Here is a 19,470-nt window from a genome sequence, read left to right as displayed (position 1 = left end):
GAAGTCAAGCCTACCTTTCCTTACAGTAATGAAGAGGAGGCTAATGTTGGGGCTGTTGCTCAAAATGTGGTTGGGACAGTTACTGTATTTGCTGGAACTAAAGTTCCTTATAGGAGAGTGCCTTCGGGTGGTAAGATTGAATTATTTACTGATAATTCAGGCCCAAAAATAAAAGGTGCATTAGGTGTTGGGCCAACAGATCCAAACGCTATCGCTAGTGATGCTAGATCTATGCCAAATATCCCAACAGGAAGTCAGGCACAAGTTATTGCTAACAACCCATATATTCCTAAGAGTGCTGGGGGAAATTTGACTATTATGGACTATCTGCCAGAAGCTAGCCGAATTACTCAAAAAGGTGGAACTATAGTAATAAATGGTGGTGCAGCAAATAAATATTTGAGAGGAATACCTAGTGAAAGTGAACTTAGTAAAATGGGGCTTAAATTGGAATATAATGGGCCTTTAAAATCCGAATACCAAAATCTGCAGTTTAAAGATAGTAATGGTAAACTACTCAAAAAAGATGGTATGAAAACAATTATTTTTAAAAAGGTTAACTAATATGAGCATATATCAAATTCCTAAAGAAAATTTTAATGACCTATACATATTTGAAGGCGGATTACGTCATTACAATTTAACCAATAAAGATTTTAGTATTATAGTTAATTGTGTTGACTGTCATCCTATTGTTCCGAATTATTTCGATGATATAAAAATAAGTTTTAAGGATTACACTTATTTAAGATTTGTTAAATCTTATGATATAGGTAAAAAATCTTATGAAGATATTATAGAGATTGGTGAAATTACAGATAGAGACAACCTATTGGATTACGGCGGAGGTTTACACCCGATTGCAACCAGCTTTGGTATCCCTACCAGTTTTAGTATTGAAATTATCTGTGAGAATATTGAGTTGGAAATCATTTAATACTGTTTATCTATCAAGCACGGTAGCTCGGTAGATTGGGTTGAGCCCGTGGGCTTGGTTAGCGATAGCATAACCTAGGCATTATGATGTAACTCATTGATTTTGTTAGGTTTCGTTACCACTATGACCGCAGCCCTTACCACAGGCACCATCGAAGGTGCGGCATCAGCAGGCACAACTGCCCACACCATTCCAAAGATTGATGAATACCTAAAAGAACAAGGCTTTGATGAAACCACAAGACAAACCACACTACTCGCCCTATCGGCAACACTAGGAACAACCATAAGTGACAGTACAGCAAGCACCATTAATAATGTGGGGCGGGCGCAGTGGAATTATTTGACGCATGCAGAGCTATCTGAATGGAAATCTAGACTTATCAAGTGTGCTAGTAATCAACAATGCATTGATAATGTCAATGCTGAATATGATCGTGCTAATAAAACAAACTTTGATAATTTTAAAAATTATTGCACCATCAATTTTGATGCTCAAAGATGCCGAAATCTTATTAAACGATTTCAAGATGGTACGCAAGATACATATAATTTAAAATATCTACCAGATCTTTATACTGATATATCAAAGCTTGGAGGTGTAAATGCCAGTAGCACCATAAACGCCGTTAAAGGAAATAATGCTTTTTACGGGTATCAGGTTAGAGATGTTGGCATTGTTAATGTCAACCGTTATAATGGTAACGAAGCCCAAGCTCTAATAGGTGAAATAGCCAATGCAAGAGATCATGGTGTTGGGCGTAGCACTATCTTTGGGAATAGTGGGTATAGGGTTAATGTCGCCAACAATACTGCTGCATCCAATAAAAAAGACAGTGAACAATCCAAAGGCAATTCAGAAATGCTGGGTGCCAATGGAACCCAGACTTTTAGTACTACCGTATGGAAAGAAAAAGGCTCAAAAGCAAGAATTGATGTAGAAAATCCAAATCCAGGGGTAAGAGCAGGGCAAATTCACTATCAGGACAGTAATAATAAAAAATATTATTACAATCCTAATAATGGTAAGTTTTATAAAGGAAAAGTTGAGAATGGTGTTCTAGCTCCCAAATCAATACAAGATCTGTTAAAGGACAAAAAATTTAAAGATGGTATTGATAAAGGTTTAAAATATTTAGGAGAAAAATAATGTTGGTAATTAATAATAAGATGGCTAAATTGTTGGGCGACCATATTATTGATATCGATAAATTTGATATCGATAAGAAATTAAATGAATTCTTGAGTTTAGAATTTGAGAAAAAACTTGGAGGTGTATTTTTTCATGGAGCATATACAAGCCAATATGAAGAAAAGACAATTTCTCAAGAGTACATAAAGAAAGCATATACGGATATGTCTGGAATGGAAATATCTTTGAATATGATATACATTGAAGACTATGTGGATTCAAATATACTGATACAATCTATAGTTTTTTTAAGAAAATTCATTGATAGGTGGGCTTTGTTAGAAGATTCTGAATTTTTGGCGGTTATTTCCTTTCAAGATGATGATGTTGGAACTTTTTCAAAATTTAGTTTCCATAAAATAAGAGCCGGGGAGATGATTTATGATATTAATAAAATTGATGAATTTTTTGATGCGGCAATGATATATATATCTGACATCTCTGCTTTTAAGTCCAATCCACACCTTCAAAAAAGATGAGCAAGGTAGGTTGGGTTGAACGACAGTGAAACCCAACATTTTTAGAAACAACCCATCGAACTTGTTTGATTTTGATTTGTTAAACCCCCAAATCCCACAACCCACAACCCCAAAAACCCCAAACCCATGACTCACATCAACCACTCATCTTACCATACACTATCCTTACCAAAACGACTGGCATTGGCCGTCTCTTTGACCTTATGCTGTTCAGCTTATGCCAATACCCCTGAACAGATTACCCATCAGCAAATCTTGCTTAATGAGCAAAGACAGGCTGTGCTTAATCAATCATTGATGACAAGCCCTAGCGTGCAAGTTGATGTAGCTGCCTTTGAACCTGTTGCCAAGATGGATTCTATTCATACTAACAGTCAAGACAGCCACGATGATTTGCCTTGTTTTACCATCAACCAAATTGCTTATGCACCACTGGATGTCAAAGATAAAACAGACCTAAGACAATTTTCTTTTGCTCTCACACCCTTAACCCATGGCAAGCGTAGTGTATTGGGTCAATGTCTCAACATCAATGACATTCATCGCATTGTCCGTGATGTACAAAACCACCTCATTGAGCGTGGCTTTGCCACCACCAGAGTCTTTATCGGTGATCAAAACTTATCTGGCGGACAGCTGGTCTTAACCCTCGTACCAGGCATCATCGGACAGATTAAGGCGGATACTTTAAGTAGCCCCAAACCTATTTATACAGTTTATACAGACCCTACAGGACTGCCCGCCAATTTTAAGACCGCTTTGCCTTTTAAAGCTTACGATGTGCTAAACATCAGACAGCTTGAAACCGCCCTTGAAAACCTAAAACGAGTGCCAAGCTCTGATGCTACCTTTGCCATCATGCCAAGTGAGACTGGTAAGGTGGGAGCAAGTGATGTACTCATCAAATACGCTGCATCCAAAAAAGTGCGAGGCAGTTTTAGCCTTGATGATTCAGGCTCAAAAACCACAGGTAAATACCAAGGCAGTGCTACCCTAAGCTTTGATAACCCCACTTGGCATAATGACTTACTTTACTTAACCTACAGCCGTGATTTGGGCAATCGCATCAATAAAAACGAATATACCAATAAGACCGACAAAGGCGGCAGTAAAAACTATGGACTAGGCTATGTATTACCGATTAAAAATACCGTCTTTCATGCCAATGCCAGTCATTACACCTATCATCAAACCGTGGCAGGGGTAAATCAAGATTATCTCTACAGTGGTGATTCGGATAACATCAGTCTAAACGCCAGCCACTTGGTACATCGAGATGCCAAGAGCAAAACATGGCTTAATTTGGGCAGCTTTACCAAATCACAAAAAAGCCATATTGATGATACCCAAATCGATGTACAACGCCGCAAAATCTCAGGTTGGACGGCAGGCATTCGTCATGATATACGCTTGGGGCAAAGTCAGCTAAATACAGATGTCAGCATACAACGAGGTACAGGGGCATTTAATGCCTTGACACCACCTGAGAGTCTGTTTAACGAAGGCACGGCACGCACACCGATTTATAAACTTAATCTCAACTTTGCCACGCCCATCAAAATTAATGATAACTACCAAGCAGGCTATCAGGCAAATCTAAAAGCCCAATACACCCAAGAAGCTCTAGTCCCCAGTGAGCGAATGAGCATTGGTGGGCGATATAGCGTGCGTGGCTTTGATGGTGAGCGGACACTGTCAGGTGACATCGGAGCAATCCTGCGCCAAGATGTCAGCTTTCCCATCAAGCAGTCAAATCACAGTTTATATCTGGCTCTAGATGCTGGCAGTATCGCCATGCAAAACAAAGAACAAGACAACCTGCTGCTTGGGCATACTCTGGTCGGTGGTGCAATCGGCATCAAAGGACAAATTAAGCCACTACGCCTAAACTACGACTTCTTTGCAGGACATCCTATCAGACAGCCTAAATACTTTGGTGATCAAGATTGGGTTGGTGGGATGAGTTTGGGGGTGGGGTTTTAACCAAACGGTTTTTAAAACCAGCAGACAGATAAATCCTGCGTAAGCCATCAGTTGGGCATTGGCTTGGCTGGTGGTTATTTGTCAGGCGATCAAATAAGACCAGAATAAGTGGTCACATGAAGAATGGAATGGGTGGTCATTTGAGGTGGAATGTGCAGTTTTTAGTACGCCAATAAAAAAACCGCTACTTCTGATAAGCCTGCCCTTTCATGCGCCTTAAACGGCAGTCTTTTTTTGCTAATGCGCCACCCATGACCATCAGACACCGCCAAGACATCTAAATCCATGGGTACGGCATTTCGATCATCTGTACGCCCGCACAGCCTTTCAATGGTTTTTAATTTATGATAGATAACACTCATCAAGCAAGGCTTATCCAGCTTAAGGTGCGCGCAAGCGTTATGATAGATGGCCTGTGTTCTGCCTGTAAAGTCCCGACCGATGACCATTGATGAGTGTCGAACATTGCCCAGCTTTATAAGCTCAGCTTTGGCGATGCTAAAGGCATGCTCACTATCAGCATTACTGCCAAGTGCGATCACTAGACTTCGCACCATCAGTTCATCACTTAAGTGACCCATAGTATTATCCATGGTGATTATTTGTTACGCGTAATACTAACACCAACGCTATTGGCTTGCTTGATGGCATTGGGCTTATGGATGGTGAGTGTAATGCTATGACAAGGGTAATGATCTAGGATATGGCGACAGATACTCTCTGCCAATGATTCCAATAGCTTTGCCTTCATCTCATGGCAAATGCGCTCGATGTCTTCGCAGACGGTTTTATAATTCACAGCATACACGACGTCATCTGTGGCAGCCGCTTGGCTGATGTCACAGCTGATTTTAGCGTCGATGATTAGGCTTTGCTTAATGACCTGCTCCCAATCGTACACACCAACCACCGTATCAATTTTTAATCCCTGCACAAAGACAATGTCGCTCATCACATTTCCTTTAATTAATTTAAGATTTTCTATATCTAACCATGTCCACGCTAAATATCAACAGCCCAAGCCAGATCAAACCAAAGATAGCCAAGCGCTTGACATCAATCGGCTCATGATAATAAAACACCGCAATGATAAAGACAATACTGGGTGTTAAATAACCCAAAAATGACAAGGTGTTAAAACTCACGAGTTTTGTTGATTGATTATACAATAACAGTGGAATTAGCGTAATTGGACCTGCCAAAGCAAGCAGCCAAACACTGCTTGATAGCCAAAATGCCACATTGGAGCTGACAACACTTGCACTAACAAGCCAAATCAGACATAAAGGCAATAATAAAGCCGTCTCAATAAATAAGCCGTCAATGGCATTAAAAGGCGTTTGGCGTTGCAACACCCCATAAAAGGCAAAGGACAACGCAAGCAGTAAGCTTACCCACGGCACACCGCCAAACAGCACCACCTGAATGCCAACGGCAAGCACAGCAAGGGCGACAGCGATTTTTTGTAATGGTCTTAATCGTTCTTTAAAAATAACCAACGATAAGCTCACGCCCATTAGGGGGTTGATAAAATAACCAAGGCTCGCTTCAAGCACCCTATCATTTGCCACCGCCCACACATAGGTCAACCAGTTTGTGCCAATCAAGAGAGCCGACACAAAGGTCAAGCCGAGCCATTTGGGATTTTGGCGGATTTGGCTAAGCCAAGCTGTTCGCTTACCAATGATAATGACAAGGCTTAGCACCGCGAACGTCCATACCACCCGATGCACGATGACTTCAACGGCATGATAGCCGTCTAACAGCTTAAAATAAAAGGGGAAATTACCCCACATCAAAAACGCCAAAAGAGCCGTCATTAGCCCTTTTGGGGTGGCTTGAATGCCTGTATTTGCCATTAGCTAACCGCGATGTTTAAACCCACTTCATTGGCAAGTTCAGCAAAATTCGGGAAACTTGTCGCTACTGTTTCTGTTCCTTGGATGATAATATCGTCCGATGCGCGTACGCTTGCCACCGCAAAACTCATGGCGATACGATGATCGTGATGACTTTGGATCTCGCCACCGCCAAAGACTGTATTGCGCTCGCCACCAGTCATCGGCTCACCCTTACCTTGTATGATGATGCCATCATCCAGTACGGTGCAGTCAATACCTAGAGCGCTTAGACCATCAGCCATGACCTGAATGCGATCAGATTCTTTAACTCGGAGTTCTTTAGCTCCTGTTAACTTAGTCGTACCGATCGCGCAGCTGGCAGCGACGAACAACACAGGAAATTCATCAATCGCAAGTGGCACCAGATATTCAGGGATATCAATGCCTTTTAGTTCAGATGGTTTAACCGTGATATCAGCGATCGGCTCACCGCCAACCACAGTCTCATTAGACACGGTGATATCAGCACCCATTAGGCGTAGAATATCGATTACGCCCGTACGCGTTGGGTTCATGCCTACCTTGCGAATCGTTAAACCATTGCCACCGCCAATTGCGCCAAGCACCATAAAGAATGCAGCGCTAGAGATGTCAGCAGGCACGACAATATCTGTCGCTGTCAGACGGCCACCGCCTGTGATGGAAATTGAATTACCATCTTTTTTGATTGGATAACCAAAAGCTTTCAGCATGCGCTCTGTATGGTCACGACTGACTTCTGGCTCTGTAATGGTGGTCGTACCATTTGCCCATAGGCTGGCCAAGATTAGACAAGACTTAATCTGAGCAGATGCCACAGGTAGCGTATAATCAATGGCAGACAGCTTTTGACCACCAGTAATAGAGATTGGTGCAGTGCCTTTTTCGCCCGTGGTCTGAACCGCTGCACCCATGCTTCTTAGGGGTGTCGCCACACGCTCCATCGGACGTTTTGATAGGCTGACATCACCTGTCATCACACTATCAAAAGCCTGTGCAGACAGAATCCCTGCAAGCAGGCGCATACTTGTGCCAGAATTCCCCATGTATAAGGCATCTTGCGGCGCACTTAGGCCGTCCACACCGACACCATGGATGGTAACTTTATCACCATCTCGCTCGATTTTTACACCCATATCCTTAAAGGCTTGTAAGGTCGCCAAAGCATCTTCACCCTCTAAGAATCCACTGACATGAGTCACCCCATCCGCCAATGAACCCAGCATGATAGAACGGTGAGAGATGGATTTATCGCCGGCAACCGTGATTATTCCGTTGATATGGCGACTTGGGCGAATGTGATAAGACTGGCTTGTCATGTCATTTTCCTGTATGGTTGAATCGTTATGTTTGTTTTGACCTGCTTGGCCGATTTGACTTTGGGCAAGCATGTGACCAAAGTGACGGCGTGCATGGCGAGCAGTGGTCAACCATGCTATCAATGTTTCAGAATCGCCCTGCTCGATCAGTTTGCGAAAATCCTGCAAGTTTTTTTCGTAATCATCAAGTGACTTTAGCAAGGCATCCTTATTATCCATAAAAATATCATGCCACATGATAGGACTACTTGCCGAAATACGGCTAAAATCCTTAAAGCCGCCCGCTGCATACCTAAAGATGTCCAAATTATCATCGTGGCTGGCAAGCTGATGGGTCAGATTAAAGGATAATAAATGTGGTAGGTGGCTCGTATAAGCCAAGATCTCATCGTGTCTTTGGCTGGTCATGATGATGACATTCGCCCCGATCGCTTCCCACAGAGCTTTGATTTTTTGGATAAAGCAGTTCTGGGCGGTGGGTGGATTATCATCACAGATAATGAACTGTCGTCCAACGAATAATTTGGCGTTACGCGCAGTGACGCCTGAATTCTCCGCGCCTGCGATGGGATGCGACAACACAAGGCTCAAAAAATCCGTTGGCTGACCCACATTCTCACAGGCTTCCAATACTGCTTTGTAGATACTACCTTTCGTGCTTGCCACATCCGTGATGATGGCATCATCAGCGATCAGCCCAGCCATCTTAGCATGAGCAAGCTCATTGATGATCTGCGTGGTTGCCTTGGTTGGTGCTGCAATGATATACAAATCAACATCATCACGGCACACATCTGCCACACTCGCCCCGATCTCATCAATCAGACCGATACGCTTGGCAAAATCCAGCCCACCAAGATTATGATCGGCAGCGATGACATGATGGCACAACCCTCTATCGCGCATGGCACTGATGATGCTCGCACCAATCAGCCCTAGCCCGATGATGGCGACTTTTTGGAACATAATCATTTTTTATTCATTCATAAGTTACAATTTATCAGGCTCAATCTCCATCAAGCCTGATTGATGATTCGGCGATTACAAGACCGCCTTTGGATATGACCCCAATACTCGCACGTCTTTGGCGATTTTGGCAATATCTTCAATGGCGCTTTTAACGTTGTCATCAGCGATATGCCCTGTCATGTCAATAAAGAACACATACGCCCATTTGTTCGGACGCTCGGGACGGGTTTCAATGCTGGTCATGGATACGCCATGTTTTTTTAGGGGTTCTAGTAGCTCAATCAACGCCCCTGCACGGTCTGGGCTTGACACGACTATAGACGTTTTGTCCTGACCGCTTGGGGCGACCGCTTCATGCCCGATGATAAGAAAACGAGTGGTGTTGTTGGGGTTGTCCTCAATATTTTCGTATAATTTGTGCAAGCCGTATTCTGCCACTGCCACATCGCCTGCAATGGCTGCCGAATGCCATTCGTTTTGTAGGCGTTTTGCCGCCTCTCCATTGCTTGATACCGCCACACGCTCTACGTTGGGGAAATTGACATCAAGCCAGTGACGGCACTGGGCAAGCGACTGCTGATGGCTATAAATGCGACTTAGGCTGTCCACTTTGGTGTGTTCTGCCACCAAAAAATTATGATGAATAGGGAGTTCCACCTCGCCGATAATTTTCAGGCTTGACCCCAAAAATGCGTCGAGCGTATGATTGACCACGCCCTCGGACGAGTTCTCCACAGGCACCACGCCATACATGGCAGAGCCTGCCTCCACTTCACGAAACACATCGGTAATCGTGGCAAGCGGTACGGTTGTCGCTGCCTTGCCAAAATGTTTTAGGGCAGCGGCGTGGGTAAACGTACCAACAGGTCCCAAAAAAGCGACCTTTTGCGGAGCTTCAAGCTCCAAACACACCGACATAATCTCACGAAATAGGCGTGCCATTTTCTCGCCCGATAGCGGGCCTGTGTTGCGAGCCATGACCGCTTTTAGCACTTGGGCTTCACGTTCAGGGCGATAAAAAATGGGGTGATCTTCATGGTTCTTTTTGGCAATGGCGACCTGTTGGGCGATGCCTGCTCGCTCGTTGATAAGTCGTTGAATTTGTTCATCAATGCTGTCAATCTTACCACGCAAATCGCTGATTTGGTTGGTGTCTAGGTTCGTCGCTTGATTATCGCTCATACATTTAACCCTTTATGCTTAAATAACTAAAATACCGTTAATAATACCATGATTTTGAACAATTGTTACCGACTTGTGCGCACTTTTTTTGATAATTTTTATAAAATTTTTATTTGGGCTGTCAATTTTATGATATTGTCATGAAACTTCAGTAAATCACTGGTAAAATCACCAAAAATATGCTAATTTCACGCTATTATCTGATGATTATTTAGGAAAACTTATGACCCAAAATAGCCTAACCGAGCTTGCCAAACACACCACCATCGTTGCAGATACTGGGGATCTGTCCGCCATCGCTCGACTAAGACCACAGGACGCCACGATCAACCCAAGCCTAATCACCGCCGCCCTATTAAGTGGCGAGCATGACGACCTTATCGACCAAGTCAAAGGGCAAGATGTCGATGTCGCCATCGATCATCTGACGGTCGCCCTCGGCAAAAAAATCAGTGAACTGGTTGAAGGCCGTGTGTCCACCGAAGTGGATGCCAGACTGTCCTTTGACACCCAAGGCACTGTCGATAAAGCTTTAGAATTTATTAAATTATATGAAGAATTGGGCGTTGATAAATCCAAAATCCTAATCAAGATAGCCGCGACTTGGGAAGGCATCAAAGCCGCCGAAATCCTAGAAAAACAAGGCATCGCTTGCAACCTTACCCTGCTGTTCACTGAAGCTCAGGCACGCGCTTGTGCAGATGCCGATGTCACACTCATCTCGCCTTTTGTGGGTCGCATTACCGACTTTCAAAAGGCTCAAGAAGGTATTAGTGACGTCGCCATTGAAGACGACATGGGTGTTAATTCGGTCAAAAGTATCTACGAATTCTACAAGAAACATGGCTATCGTACCGAGGTGATGGGTGCAAGCTTTAGGAACATTCATCAGCTGATCGCCTTGGCAGGCTGCGACCTACTCACCATCTCGCCTGCACTGCTTGATGAACTGGCTAATAGCAGCCTTCTTGTTCCTAAGGCACTTGATTATCAAGGTGACATCCTGCCAAAGCCCACACCAATGACCGAAGCAAAATTTCGCACCATCCAAGACAACGAACCTTTGAATGCCTTATTGATCAAAGGCATTGACGGATTTATCCAAGCACGCGAAACCTTAGCAAATCATCTAAGCCAAGCTTAATTTATACCAAAGAAAAACCATGCTAAATAGCATGGTTTTTCTTATGAGTGATTGATAGGCTTAATTTACCAGATCAAATTACGCGCGGTGTTCTGGCTGATGAACCCATCAGGAACTTGTCCGTTGGCTGACTGCCATTTGGCAAAAGCTCGGCGCGTATTAGAGCCTGCCACACCATCAACACCGCCAGTATCAAAGCCTTGAGCGGTTAGGTTTCTTTGTAGGATTTGGATTTGGGTGCGAGACAGCGGCTCTTCATAAGTTGGCCATGATGCCACCAGCCCACTGCCACCGCCAATGCGTTTCGCCAGTAATGAAACCCCTAATGCGTAGCTTGATGAATTATTATAGACTTTGATGACATCGAAGTTCGGCGTTAGTAGTAGCGCGGGTCCATTTTTACCTGCGGGCAGCCACAACTCTGACAGATATTGACCGCCAAAATATTCACCGCTTGCTGAAGTCAGACCCAGCTGTCGCCATGCGTCAAGGCTTTGTTTGTTTTCAAGTAAATGATAATCAAAATTAGCAGGCAATCTTACTTCATAATACGGCATCAGACCCACGATCCAGCCGGCATTTTTTAGGTAGCTTGCAGTAGAGTTTAGTGAATCGCCAATACTCCACGGGCTGATTTGACCGTCATTATTACCATCAATACCTTCATTCATCCAAGTGCTTGGGATGAATTGTGTGTGACCCATACCGCCTGCCCACGAACCTTTTAGCTGACTAATAGATGCATCACCGCGGTTGATCATTTTTAACATGGCGATCAACTGATCTTCTGCAAACTGGCGGCGACGTCCATCATAAGCCAAGGTCGATAAGGCGCTGACCAGATCCATGCTGCCCATGCCTGCACCAAATGAAGACTCCATGCCCCAGATCGCTGCGACGATCTCTTTTGGAACACCGTAGTTGTTTTGGGCGTTATTGAAAGTGGTTGGATACTGGCTGATTTTAGCGCGTCCTTGATTGACGCGATTCGACGATGCTGCGCCATTGACATATTCCCAAGGCATCTTGGTAAATTCAGCCTGAGAACGATCAAGATCAATTACTCTTTGATTCAAGCTTGCGCCGCTCATCAGGCGATGAACTGAGCCCGCCTCATAGCCTTGGGCGATGGTGCGATTGATAAAATCGCGTTTCCATTCATCAAAATTAGCATAATAACGCGCCGTTGGCATTTGAACTTGCGGTGCAGGCTGTGGCGGTGGTATCACCACAGGCTTGGGCATCGGTGCAGGCTGTGGCATGCTGGTGCCATGTACGATTTTGATGGGTGGCTGCTTAACTGGCGCTGTGTTATTACATGCGGTTAATACTGCTGCAGACAGCACAGTTAGAGCAAGGGCCGGTTTCACATTGATATGCTTCATAAAATCTTCACAACTAATTAATAAATGCGCCAACACTTTAACGTAAAATTACCCAAAAGTCGAATAATTTTAAGTTACGTTTCGTTATTTGGTACTTATAACCCATAAAAAAATAAGCCGCCACACGGCGACTTATTTTTAGCACTAATCTTACACACCAGTGATGCCGGTCATGTCCACAGGCGTATCCACGACGGTTACGGTCTTTTTGGCGGCGTCATTACGCTTGGCTTGCAGGTCATTTAGGTATTTTTCATCAATACCACCTGCAACATAATTACCATCAAAAACAGAACAGTCAAACTCATCAACACGGCTGTACTTGGTATTATTTACCGCTTCGATCAGATCATTCAAATCTTGGAAAATTAGGCGATCCGCACCGATGATCTCGCAAACCTCCTCCACTGTGCGGCCTGATGAGATCAACTCATGACGAGATGGCATGTCAATACCATAGACGTTCGGGAATTTCACTTCTGGTGCAGCAGAGGCGAAGAATACATTTTTTGCACCCGCATCACGCGCCATTTGAATGATTTCATGACAAGTTGTGCCACGCACGATAGAATCATCCACCAGTAGAACGTTTTTATTTTTAAATTCAAGTGGTACGGCATTTAGCTTCTGACGGACAGATTTTTTACGCTGACCTTGCCCTGGCATGATGAATGTACGGCCGATATAACGGTTCTTGGTAAAGCCCTCACGATATTTGACATTCAGATGCATAGCAAGCTCAAGCGCTGAATTACGAGACGTATCAGGAATAGGGATGACGACATCGATGCCGTGATCCTCGCCCCACTCGCGGATGATTTTTTGGGCAAGCTTCTCACCCATACGCATGCGCGCCTTGTGCACTGAGATGTTATCAATGATCGAATCAGGGCGTGCAAAGTAAACATACTCAAAGATACAAGGTGTGTGTTTAACGTCTTCAGTACATTGCTTGGTGTGTAGGTTGTGATGTAAGTCAATAAAGATCGCTTCGCCTGGCGCCACATCGCGAACCACTTCGAAGCCAAGCGCCTGAATCGCGACCGATTCCGATGCCACAACATACTCCACCCCCTGACCTGTCAGGCGACGACCATAGACCAGAGGACGAATGCCATTCGGATCACGGAACGCAAGCAGACCATGACCTGCGATGATGGCAACCACACCGTACGCACCTTCACAGCGCTGATAGACCGCTTTTAGTGCATGGAAAATATCATCAGGCTCAAGGTTCGGCTTCGTAGATTTTTGGAGTTCATTGGCAAAAACATTCAAAAGAATTTCCGAATCCGAATCGGTATTTAGATGACGATGATCACCCTCATAGATCTCTTTGGCAAGCTTATCAGCGTTGGTTAGGTTGCCATTATGCGCCAGCGCAATGCCATAAGGCGAGTTTACATACAACGGCTGAGCCTCTGCCGTACTTGATGTGCCTGCCGTTGGGTAGCGCACATGGCCAATACCAAAATTACCCACCAAGCGCACCATGTGCTGATTCAAAAAGACATCGCGCACCATGCCATTGTCTTTACGTAGGTATAGACGATCGTCTTTTAAGGTGACAATCCCTGCCGCATCTTGTCCACGATGCTGCAGCATGGTTAAGCCATCATACAGCATCTGATTTACTGGTTCATGCGCCACAACGCCGATTACGCCACACATAATTTACTCCAATTGATTAAGATGATTGGTAGGGATTTTGGATTTGTTGCCATGCACCGCCCAGCGCTTCTTGTAATAGCTCCATGGCGATCGGAGCAAGTGGTAAGAGATTTTGAGCTAAGATTGATTGTTGCCAGTTGGGCAGATGTATCAATAGCGGTGATGCGATACTTAGAATGATGAGCACTTTTAGAATGCCTGTCGCCGCACCCAATACACCACCAAGCAGACGATCCACAAAGCCCAACTTTAGGGTCTTTAATGCGCCTGTGATGATGGATGTCAAAAGATGCACCACAGCAACCACACCAAGCGCAACCAACAAAAAAGCAGCCGCGATCTGCAGCACAGGATTTTCGATAAATCCCGCCAAAAATGGCGACACTTCCTTTGCGATGCGTGAGGCGATGATAAGTGCTGACAGCCACGCCACCAAAGACGCTGCTGTCTTGGCAAAACCAGCGGTAAAGCCACGCCACAAACCCATCAGCACCATAAAGGCGATAAAAACATCGATGAGCGTTAGAGATTCGGTAAGTGCTGTCATTAGCCGTCTTGGTAACCTGCGATAGCCTGAACGCAATCTGTCACGAGCGCAGGACCCTTATAAATCATACCCGAAAATATCTGTACGGCTTTGGCGCCTGCTTTTAGTTTCTTGACCGCAAGCTCACCTTCATCAATACCGCCCACACCGATCAGATCCACCCTGCCCGCTAAGCGATCATGGAATTGCGATAAAATCTGCGTGCTGCTGTGGCTCACAGGACGACCTGACAGACCGCCCATCTCATCAGCATGTGGATAATCTTCCACACCCACGCGAGATAGTGTCGTATTGGTAGCGATCAGACCATCAATGTCAAACTCAATCACCGTGCGTGCAATCTCATCGACTTGAGACTCATCCAAATCTGGTGCGATCTTTAGGGCAAGCGGCACATAAAAACCATAGTCATTCGCCAGTCTGCTGTGGCAGTTTTTTATGCCATCTAGTAGTGCTGACAGCGCGTCTCCGCCTTGTAGGCTGCGCAGATTCTTAGTGTTAGGACTTGAGATATTGATCGTAATGTAGCTGGCATAAGGATAGACACGCTCTAGGCAGTACACATAATCATCAAGCGCCTTCTCAACAGGGGTAACGGCATTCTTACCGATATTAATGCCAAGCACGCCTTGGTATTTGGCGCGTTCGATGTTTTGGATCATCTGATCCACGCCTTCATTATTAAATCCCATGCGGTTAATGATCGCGCCCGCCTGCGGAATGCGAAACAGTCTTGGCTTATCGTTACCTGACTGCGCGCGCGGCGTTACCGTGCCAATCTCCAAGAATCCAAATCCTAGCTCGCTGAGCGCATCGATGTGTGAGCCGTTCTTATCTAAGCCGGCCGCCAAGCCCACAGGATTAAGCAGATTAACCCCCATGCAAGTGGTTGGCAAGGCCTGCTTGGCATAGCCAAAGCCCAGCAATCCAGCATTATTGGCTTTTTCAAGCATGTTCAAGGTGAATTCATGCGCGTGCTCTGGATCCATATTAAACAAGAACGGACGAAGTAACGCATATGACATGAAAATAACCCCAAAAAGCCTAAGAAGATAAAAAATTGAAAAAAATCGTTTAATTATAACACAGATACATGACCTAAGATAGCTTTTGCCAGTATTTTTGTCATCAGTTCGTATTTTAATTCTCTGGCGTTGCTATGAGCATCAACTTGATGATTTATCATAATTTAATTCACCTTTTTCGACACCAAGCAGAACTTCTTTAATCCCAATGCCGCCGGTATAGCCACCAATACTGCCATCGGCTGCGATCACACGGTGACACGGAACGATGAGACTGATGGGATTTTTACCATTGGCGTTGGCGCAAGCACGATAGGCAGTGGGCTTGTCAATCATCGTCGCCAAAGTTTTGTAGCTGATGGTCTCGTTATAAGGAATGCTGCAAAGTGCTTGCCACACCTGCTGCTGAAAAGGCGTGCCACAAGACAAATCAAGCGGCACATCGAACGCTCGTCTTTTGCCCGCAAAGTATTCGTCAAGCTGCCTTGTCACCTCATGAGCCAGTACATGATCTGCACCATCGAAATTCAAGTCCTGCAAAGTCAGATGAACTGGCTCAGCACTCAAGTTAAATCGCGCCTGAGTAGGTTCATTTTGCCAATGCAGTGAGCACAGCCTACCCTCATGCACGCACAATACCATCATCGGCAAATCAAATGGTGGTCCATAAGTCAGATAAACCATGCTAAATTCCATCCATAAGAAACTGCCCTAAATGGTGGGCGGTTCGTAGATTGTTATTGCTCTTCATCAAACAGCGCATCGACAAAATCATTAGGATCAAATGCCTGCAAATCATCAATGCGCTCGCCCACGCCAATATAGCGAATCGGCACATCGGTATTCTGAGCAACGTTAAAGACCACACCCCCTTTGGCGGTGCCGTCTAGCTTAGTGATGGTAATGCCTGACAATGGCGTCGCCTCACCAAATATCTGAACTTGGTTGATGGCGTTTTGACCTGTGCCAGCATCTAGAACGATCATCGTCTCATGCGGCGCCGTCTCATCTGCCTTCTTCATGACGCGTACGACTTTCTCTAGTTCGTTCATCAGATGTATCTTATTCTGCAGGCGTCCTGCTGTATCTGCGATCAGCACATCAATGCCTTTGGCGCGCGCTGACTGCATGGCATCAAAGATGACCGAAGCACTGTCAGCACCATGTCCTTGGGCAACCACAGGAATGCCATTACGCTCGCCCCAGATCTGCAGCTGCTCGGTTGCAGCAGCGCGGAAAGTGTCCCCCGCTGCGAGCATCACCGACTTACCCTCGCCCTGTAGTCGCTTGGCGAGCTTGCCAATGGTGGTCGTCTTGCCCACACCATTAACGCCTACCATGAGAATGACGAATGGTTTTTTTGACGTGTCGATCTGTAGAGGATGAACTTTAGGCTCTAGAATCTCGACCAGCTCTTTTTTTAGGGCTTTATATAATGAATGCGAATAGATCAAATCGCCACGCGCCGTCTGCTCGGTTAAGCTCTTGATGATGCGATTCGTGGCATCAACACCAATATCCGCCACCAAGAGCTGATCCTCGACTTCCTCCAGCAGCTCGTCATCAATCTCCTTGCCCCCAACCAGAACATTCATCAGCCCTTCGGTTAGGTTTTTGCTAGACTTAGACAGTCCTTGTTTCATTCGGCTAAACCAGCCTTGATTTTCGCTCATTATTCACTCACATTCAACAAACTAAATTTTCTATTTTCTTAACCTCAAACAACATCAAACCAATGGCATCACAGGCACGACGATTTCTTTTTTGGTATTGCTCTCATTGATAACCTTAAGACGAGAATCTTCATCATCATCCGTCAAATCTGGCGGGCTTGATAATGGAACAAAATTATCATCCTCATACTTAATCTCATCAAGCATCTGTTCATCATCGCTTGGCATTACTGTTTGATTCTTGGGTATATTTTTTGTTATGTCATTCATGATGACCACCTCTTTTTGTATTATATCATAGTCTTGTCGGTATTTTGACGATCAGTCTATCACACAATTAAATGCATCACACGCCGAGCATCACACCAATCAAATCACGCCACACAAGGAATATTTCTGCTAACTATTCTCATTTATTTGACTTATGATGGCTTTTAATGCTATTTTTGCACCTTAATCCTTAATAAGGTCAAATTTAGCAATTTCAACCAACTTAGCAAGGACATCCCATGACATCATTATACAAAATCATCGCCATCGCTCTTATCGCAATTGGCTTAACTCAGCTTAGCGCCTGCCAGACCCTTCAAGATAGCGGCATCAAACCCACGGTCAGTGTCGGTGCTGGCGCAGGAATTTAACTCTTCCATTTTTATTTAACACAATAAGGTTGTATCATGTTTTTAAGAACCAAACTTAGCATGGCGATGATTGTGGGTGCATTATCGCTCACCGCCTGCCAAAGCTTACCAAGCGACACCGCATTAGCCTCACAAACTACCCCAGTCAAACAAACCAACTATTACGAAGCCACCCTAGATAACGGACTGCACATTGTCATCAAAAAAGACACTCGCGCACCAATCGCCATGACACAGCTGTGGTATAAAGTCGGCTCAAATGATGAGCCCATCGGCAAAGGCGGTATGTCGCATTTCTTAGAACACATGATGTTCAAAGATAATGCACACCTTAAACGCACGGAATTTAACCGCCTCATCTCAGAGTTTGGCGGTCAAAATAACGCCTTCACCTCAGATACGCACACGGCTTATTACGAATTATTTCCTGCCAGCTATTATCCGCTCGCCATGCAGATAGAATCATTTCGTATGCAGGATCTACACCTAAAAGACAGCGAAGTCGCCACCGAAAAAGAGGTCATCAAAGAAGAACGTCGCCAACGCACTGAGGATAACCCTCTATCTAAGGCTTATGAAGAATTTATCGCGCTAAGTCAGCCAGACAGCCCAAAATTCCGCCCCGTCATCGGTAGCATGGCAGACATCGAGAATCTTAGCACGGCAGATCTACAGGCGTGGTACGACACCTATTATGCACCGAATAATGCCACGCTCGTGGTCGTCGGCGATGTCGATTATGATGAAGTCATCAACACCGCCAAAAAATATTTTGGTGACAAAAAAGCCATCAACATCCCAGAGCGCGTCATGCCCACGCAGCCCACCCATCAAGGTTATCGCCATGCAACCACTGAGCAAGCAGTAAAATTACCCTCACTCATGATGGCGTATAATGTGCCATCCATCACCACCAGCGATAAACAAACAGCACACGCCCTGTCTTTATTCCAGTATGCGCTAGATGGCGACATGTCGAGTTATTTTGAGCGTGTGTTGGTGCGCGAAAAGCAGCTATTTAGCCAGATTTATGCTTCTTATGATGCCTTTGATCGTGGCGATGGTCTGTTTTTTATTCAGGCTGTACCTAGACAAGGTGTCGATCTACAGACAGCAGAACAAGCGATCTTAGATGTGATTGATGCCGCCAAGAACACACCGATTACCGACCAGCAGATGACGCGCATCACCACATCGTTACTGTCTGAGCTGACTTTCGCCCAAGACAGCATTACCGCTCAGGCGCAGATCATCGGGGGGCTTGCCAACATGGGTCTGCCTGTGGACAGTTATGACAGACTACCCGAAGACCTAAAGCAAATTCACCCCGCAAAGGTGCAAGAAGTCGCCAAGCATTATCTCACCAAAGACAACCTAACGACATTATACATACTGCCTAAAGACAACGATTCGGACGATCAATCCACTCAATAAAAAAGGATAA

At 44.9% G+C, this 19,470-nt stretch carries 20 protein-coding genes; 8 read left to right on the top strand and 12 right to left on the bottom strand.

What is annotated here, in order from left to right; genetic code table 11:
- Positions 1 to 66 precede the first annotated feature (66 nt).
- The 5 genes from DYD54_RS11565 (at position 67) to DYD54_RS04900 (ending at position 4,590) form a co-directional block, all read left to right on the top strand.
- Complete coding sequence (locus tag DYD54_RS11565) at positions 67 to 564, top strand: hypothetical protein (RefSeq protein WP_218563643.1); 498 nt, start codon at positions 67 to 69, stop codon at positions 562 to 564.
- 1 nt (position 565) lies between these two features.
- Positions 566 to 937 carry a hypothetical protein gene (locus DYD54_RS04915; protein ID WP_063513980.1) on the top strand — a complete coding sequence of 124 codons (372 nt, stop codon included), beginning with the start codon at positions 566 to 568 and terminating at the stop codon, positions 935 to 937.
- 123 nt (positions 938 to 1,060) lie between these two features.
- Complete coding sequence (locus tag DYD54_RS04910) at positions 1,061 to 2,086, top strand: hypothetical protein (protein WP_063513979.1); 1,026 nt, start codon at positions 1,061 to 1,063, stop codon at positions 2,084 to 2,086.
- Positions 2,086 to 2,607 carry a PM0498 family protein gene (locus DYD54_RS04905; RefSeq protein WP_063513978.1) on the top strand — a complete coding sequence of 174 codons (522 nt, stop codon included), beginning with the start codon at positions 2,086 to 2,088 and terminating at the stop codon, positions 2,605 to 2,607. The genes DYD54_RS04910 and DYD54_RS04905 overlap by 1 nt, the downstream gene beginning before the upstream one ends.
- Positions 2,608 to 2,733: 126 nt before the next feature.
- On the top strand, positions 2,734 to 4,590 hold the full coding sequence (locus DYD54_RS04900; RefSeq protein ID WP_063513977.1) for a ShlB/FhaC/HecB family hemolysin secretion/activation protein: 1,857 nt from the start codon (positions 2,734 to 2,736) through the stop codon (positions 4,588 to 4,590).
- 161 nt (positions 4,591 to 4,751) lie between these two features.
- On the opposite strand, the gene DYD54_RS04895 is transcribed toward DYD54_RS04900, so the two are convergent.
- The 5 genes from DYD54_RS04895 to pheA all read right to left on the bottom strand — a co-directional run bounded on the left by DYD54_RS04895 (position 4,752) and on the right by pheA (position 9,940).
- Positions 4,752 to 5,171 carry a 2-amino-4-hydroxy-6-hydroxymethyldihydropteridine diphosphokinase gene (locus DYD54_RS04895; protein WP_167541389.1) on the bottom strand — a complete coding sequence of 140 codons (420 nt, stop codon included), beginning with the start codon at positions 5,169 to 5,171 and terminating at the stop codon, positions 4,752 to 4,754.
- A 17-nt stretch (positions 5,172 to 5,188) separates the two neighbouring features.
- Entirely contained in the window at positions 5,189 to 5,542 is a 354-nt protein-coding gene (gene folB / locus DYD54_RS04890) for a dihydroneopterin aldolase (protein WP_063513976.1), read from the bottom strand.
- A gap of 19 nt (positions 5,543 to 5,561) precedes the next feature.
- Positions 5,562 to 6,449: an EamA family transporter RarD gene (gene rarD, locus DYD54_RS04885; protein ID WP_063513975.1), complete on the bottom strand. Its 888-nt coding sequence runs from the start codon at positions 6,447 to 6,449 to the stop codon at positions 5,562 to 5,564.
- On the bottom strand, positions 6,449 to 8,761 hold the full coding sequence (locus DYD54_RS04880; protein WP_063513974.1) for a bifunctional prephenate dehydrogenase/3-phosphoshikimate 1-carboxyvinyltransferase: 2,313 nt from the start codon (positions 8,759 to 8,761) through the stop codon (positions 6,449 to 6,451). The genes rarD and DYD54_RS04880 overlap by 1 nt, the downstream gene beginning before the upstream one ends.
- A gap of 69 nt (positions 8,762 to 8,830) precedes the next feature.
- Complete coding sequence (gene pheA / locus DYD54_RS04875) at positions 8,831 to 9,940, bottom strand: prephenate dehydratase (protein ID WP_063513973.1); 1,110 nt, start codon at positions 9,938 to 9,940, stop codon at positions 8,831 to 8,833.
- Between the two features lie 223 nt (positions 9,941 to 10,163).
- Here pheA and DYD54_RS04870 point away from each other — a divergent pair, with 223 nt between their 5' ends.
- On the top strand, positions 10,164 to 11,084 hold the full coding sequence (locus DYD54_RS04870) for a transaldolase (protein ID WP_063513972.1): 921 nt from the start codon (positions 10,164 to 10,166) through the stop codon (positions 11,082 to 11,084).
- Between the two features lie 65 nt (positions 11,085 to 11,149).
- On the opposite strand, the gene DYD54_RS04865 is transcribed toward DYD54_RS04870, so the two are convergent.
- The 7 genes from DYD54_RS04865 to DYD54_RS04835 form a co-directional block, all read right to left on the bottom strand.
- Positions 11,150 to 12,454, bottom strand: coding sequence for a lytic murein transglycosylase (locus DYD54_RS04865; protein ID WP_407662074.1), 1,305 nt, complete (start codon positions 12,452 to 12,454; stop codon positions 11,150 to 11,152).
- A gap of 165 nt (positions 12,455 to 12,619) precedes the next feature.
- Positions 12,620 to 14,140 carry an amidophosphoribosyltransferase gene (gene purF / locus DYD54_RS04860; RefSeq protein ID WP_063513970.1) on the bottom strand — a complete coding sequence of 507 codons (1,521 nt, stop codon included), beginning with the start codon at positions 14,138 to 14,140 and terminating at the stop codon, positions 12,620 to 12,622.
- Positions 14,141 to 14,156: 16 nt separating this feature from the next.
- A complete protein-coding gene (locus DYD54_RS04855) occupies positions 14,157 to 14,687 on the bottom strand; it encodes a CvpA family protein (protein WP_063513969.1) in 531 nt (176 codons plus the stop codon).
- On the bottom strand, positions 14,687 to 15,712 hold the full coding sequence (locus DYD54_RS04850) for a quinone-dependent dihydroorotate dehydrogenase (protein ID WP_063513968.1): 1,026 nt from the start codon (positions 15,710 to 15,712) through the stop codon (positions 14,687 to 14,689). The genes DYD54_RS04855 and DYD54_RS04850 overlap by 1 nt, the downstream gene beginning before the upstream one ends.
- A gap of 141 nt (positions 15,713 to 15,853) precedes the next feature.
- The gene (locus tag DYD54_RS04845) at positions 15,854 to 16,396 is read right to left on the bottom strand and encodes a methylated-DNA--[protein]-cysteine S-methyltransferase (RefSeq protein WP_063513967.1); all 543 of its coding nucleotides are present in this window, start codon (positions 16,394 to 16,396) and stop codon (positions 15,854 to 15,856) included.
- Between the two features lie 53 nt (positions 16,397 to 16,449).
- Entirely contained in the window at positions 16,450 to 17,385 is a 936-nt protein-coding gene (gene ftsY, locus DYD54_RS04840; RefSeq protein WP_036362363.1) for a signal recognition particle-docking protein FtsY, read from the bottom strand.
- Between the two features lie 54 nt (positions 17,386 to 17,439).
- Positions 17,440 to 17,655, bottom strand: coding sequence for a hypothetical protein (locus DYD54_RS04835; RefSeq protein WP_063513966.1), 216 nt, complete (start codon positions 17,653 to 17,655; stop codon positions 17,440 to 17,442).
- Positions 17,656 to 17,894: 239 nt separating this feature from the next.
- Here DYD54_RS04835 and DYD54_RS11755 point away from each other — a divergent pair, with 239 nt between their 5' ends.
- Together DYD54_RS11755 and DYD54_RS04830 are read left to right on the top strand one after the other, a co-directional pair.
- Positions 17,895 to 18,026, top strand: coding sequence for a hypothetical protein (locus DYD54_RS11755; protein WP_256594029.1), 132 nt, complete (start codon positions 17,895 to 17,897; stop codon positions 18,024 to 18,026).
- 36 nt (positions 18,027 to 18,062) lie between these two features.
- Entirely contained in the window at positions 18,063 to 19,460 is a 1,398-nt protein-coding gene (locus DYD54_RS04830) for a M16 family metallopeptidase (protein ID WP_063513965.1), read from the top strand.
- Positions 19,461 to 19,470: the final 10 nt, after the last annotated feature.

It is taken from the genome of Moraxella ovis (assembly GCF_900453105.1).
In the GTDB taxonomy this organism is placed as follows: domain Bacteria; phylum Pseudomonadota; class Gammaproteobacteria; order Pseudomonadales; family Moraxellaceae; genus Moraxella; species Moraxella ovis.
The sequence above is the reverse complement of the archived record's forward strand: the minus strand, read 5'-3'. Positions and strand labels throughout refer to the sequence as shown.

Excerpts from the sequence above, each read along its gene's own strand:
- DYD54_RS04870 (WP_063513972.1), top strand. The coding sequence starts at position 10,164 with ATGACCCAAAATAGCCTAACCGAGCTTGCCAAACACACCACCATCGTT.
- pheA (WP_063513973.1), bottom strand. The coding sequence starts at position 9,940 with ATGAGCGATAATCAAGCGACGAACCTAGACACCAACCAAATCAGCGAT.
- DYD54_RS04895 (WP_167541389.1), bottom strand. The coding sequence starts at position 5,171 with ATGGGTCACTTAAGTGATGAACTGATGGTGCGAAGTCTAGTGATCGCA.
- rarD (WP_063513975.1), bottom strand. The coding sequence starts at position 6,449 with ATGGCAAATACAGGCATTCAAGCCACCCCAAAAGGGCTAATGACGGCT.
- DYD54_RS04880 (WP_063513974.1), bottom strand. The coding sequence starts at position 8,761 with ATGATTATGTTCCAAAAAGTCGCCATCATCGGGCTAGGGCTGATTGGT.
- DYD54_RS04905 (WP_063513978.1), top strand. The coding sequence starts at position 2,086 with ATGTTGGTAATTAATAATAAGATGGCTAAATTGTTGGGCGACCATATT.
- DYD54_RS04850 (WP_063513968.1), bottom strand. The coding sequence starts at position 15,712 with ATGTCATATGCGTTACTTCGTCCGTTCTTGTTTAATATGGATCCAGAG.
- DYD54_RS04835 (WP_063513966.1), bottom strand. The coding sequence starts at position 17,655 with ATGAATGACATAACAAAAAATATACCCAAGAATCAAACAGTAATGCCA.
- folB (WP_063513976.1), bottom strand. The coding sequence starts at position 5,542 with ATGAGCGACATTGTCTTTGTGCAGGGATTAAAAATTGATACGGTGGTT.
- DYD54_RS04830 (WP_063513965.1), top strand. The coding sequence starts at position 18,063 with ATGTTTTTAAGAACCAAACTTAGCATGGCGATGATTGTGGGTGCATTA.
- DYD54_RS04845 (WP_063513967.1), bottom strand. The coding sequence starts at position 16,396 with ATGGTTTATCTGACTTATGGACCACCATTTGATTTGCCGATGATGGTA.
- DYD54_RS04855 (WP_063513969.1), bottom strand. The coding sequence starts at position 14,687 with ATGACAGCACTTACCGAATCTCTAACGCTCATCGATGTTTTTATCGCC.
- DYD54_RS11755 (WP_256594029.1), top strand. The coding sequence starts at position 17,895 with ATGACATCATTATACAAAATCATCGCCATCGCTCTTATCGCAATTGGC.
- DYD54_RS04900 (WP_063513977.1), top strand. The coding sequence starts at position 2,734 with ATGACTCACATCAACCACTCATCTTACCATACACTATCCTTACCAAAA.
- ftsY (WP_036362363.1), bottom strand. The coding sequence starts at position 17,385 with ATGAGCGAAAATCAAGGCTGGTTTAGCCGAATGAAACAAGGACTGTCT.
- purF (WP_063513970.1), bottom strand. The coding sequence starts at position 14,140 with ATGTGTGGCGTAATCGGCGTTGTGGCGCATGAACCAGTAAATCAGATG.
- DYD54_RS04910 (WP_063513979.1), top strand. The coding sequence starts at position 1,061 with ATGACCGCAGCCCTTACCACAGGCACCATCGAAGGTGCGGCATCAGCA.
- DYD54_RS04915 (WP_063513980.1), top strand. The coding sequence starts at position 566 with ATGAGCATATATCAAATTCCTAAAGAAAATTTTAATGACCTATACATA.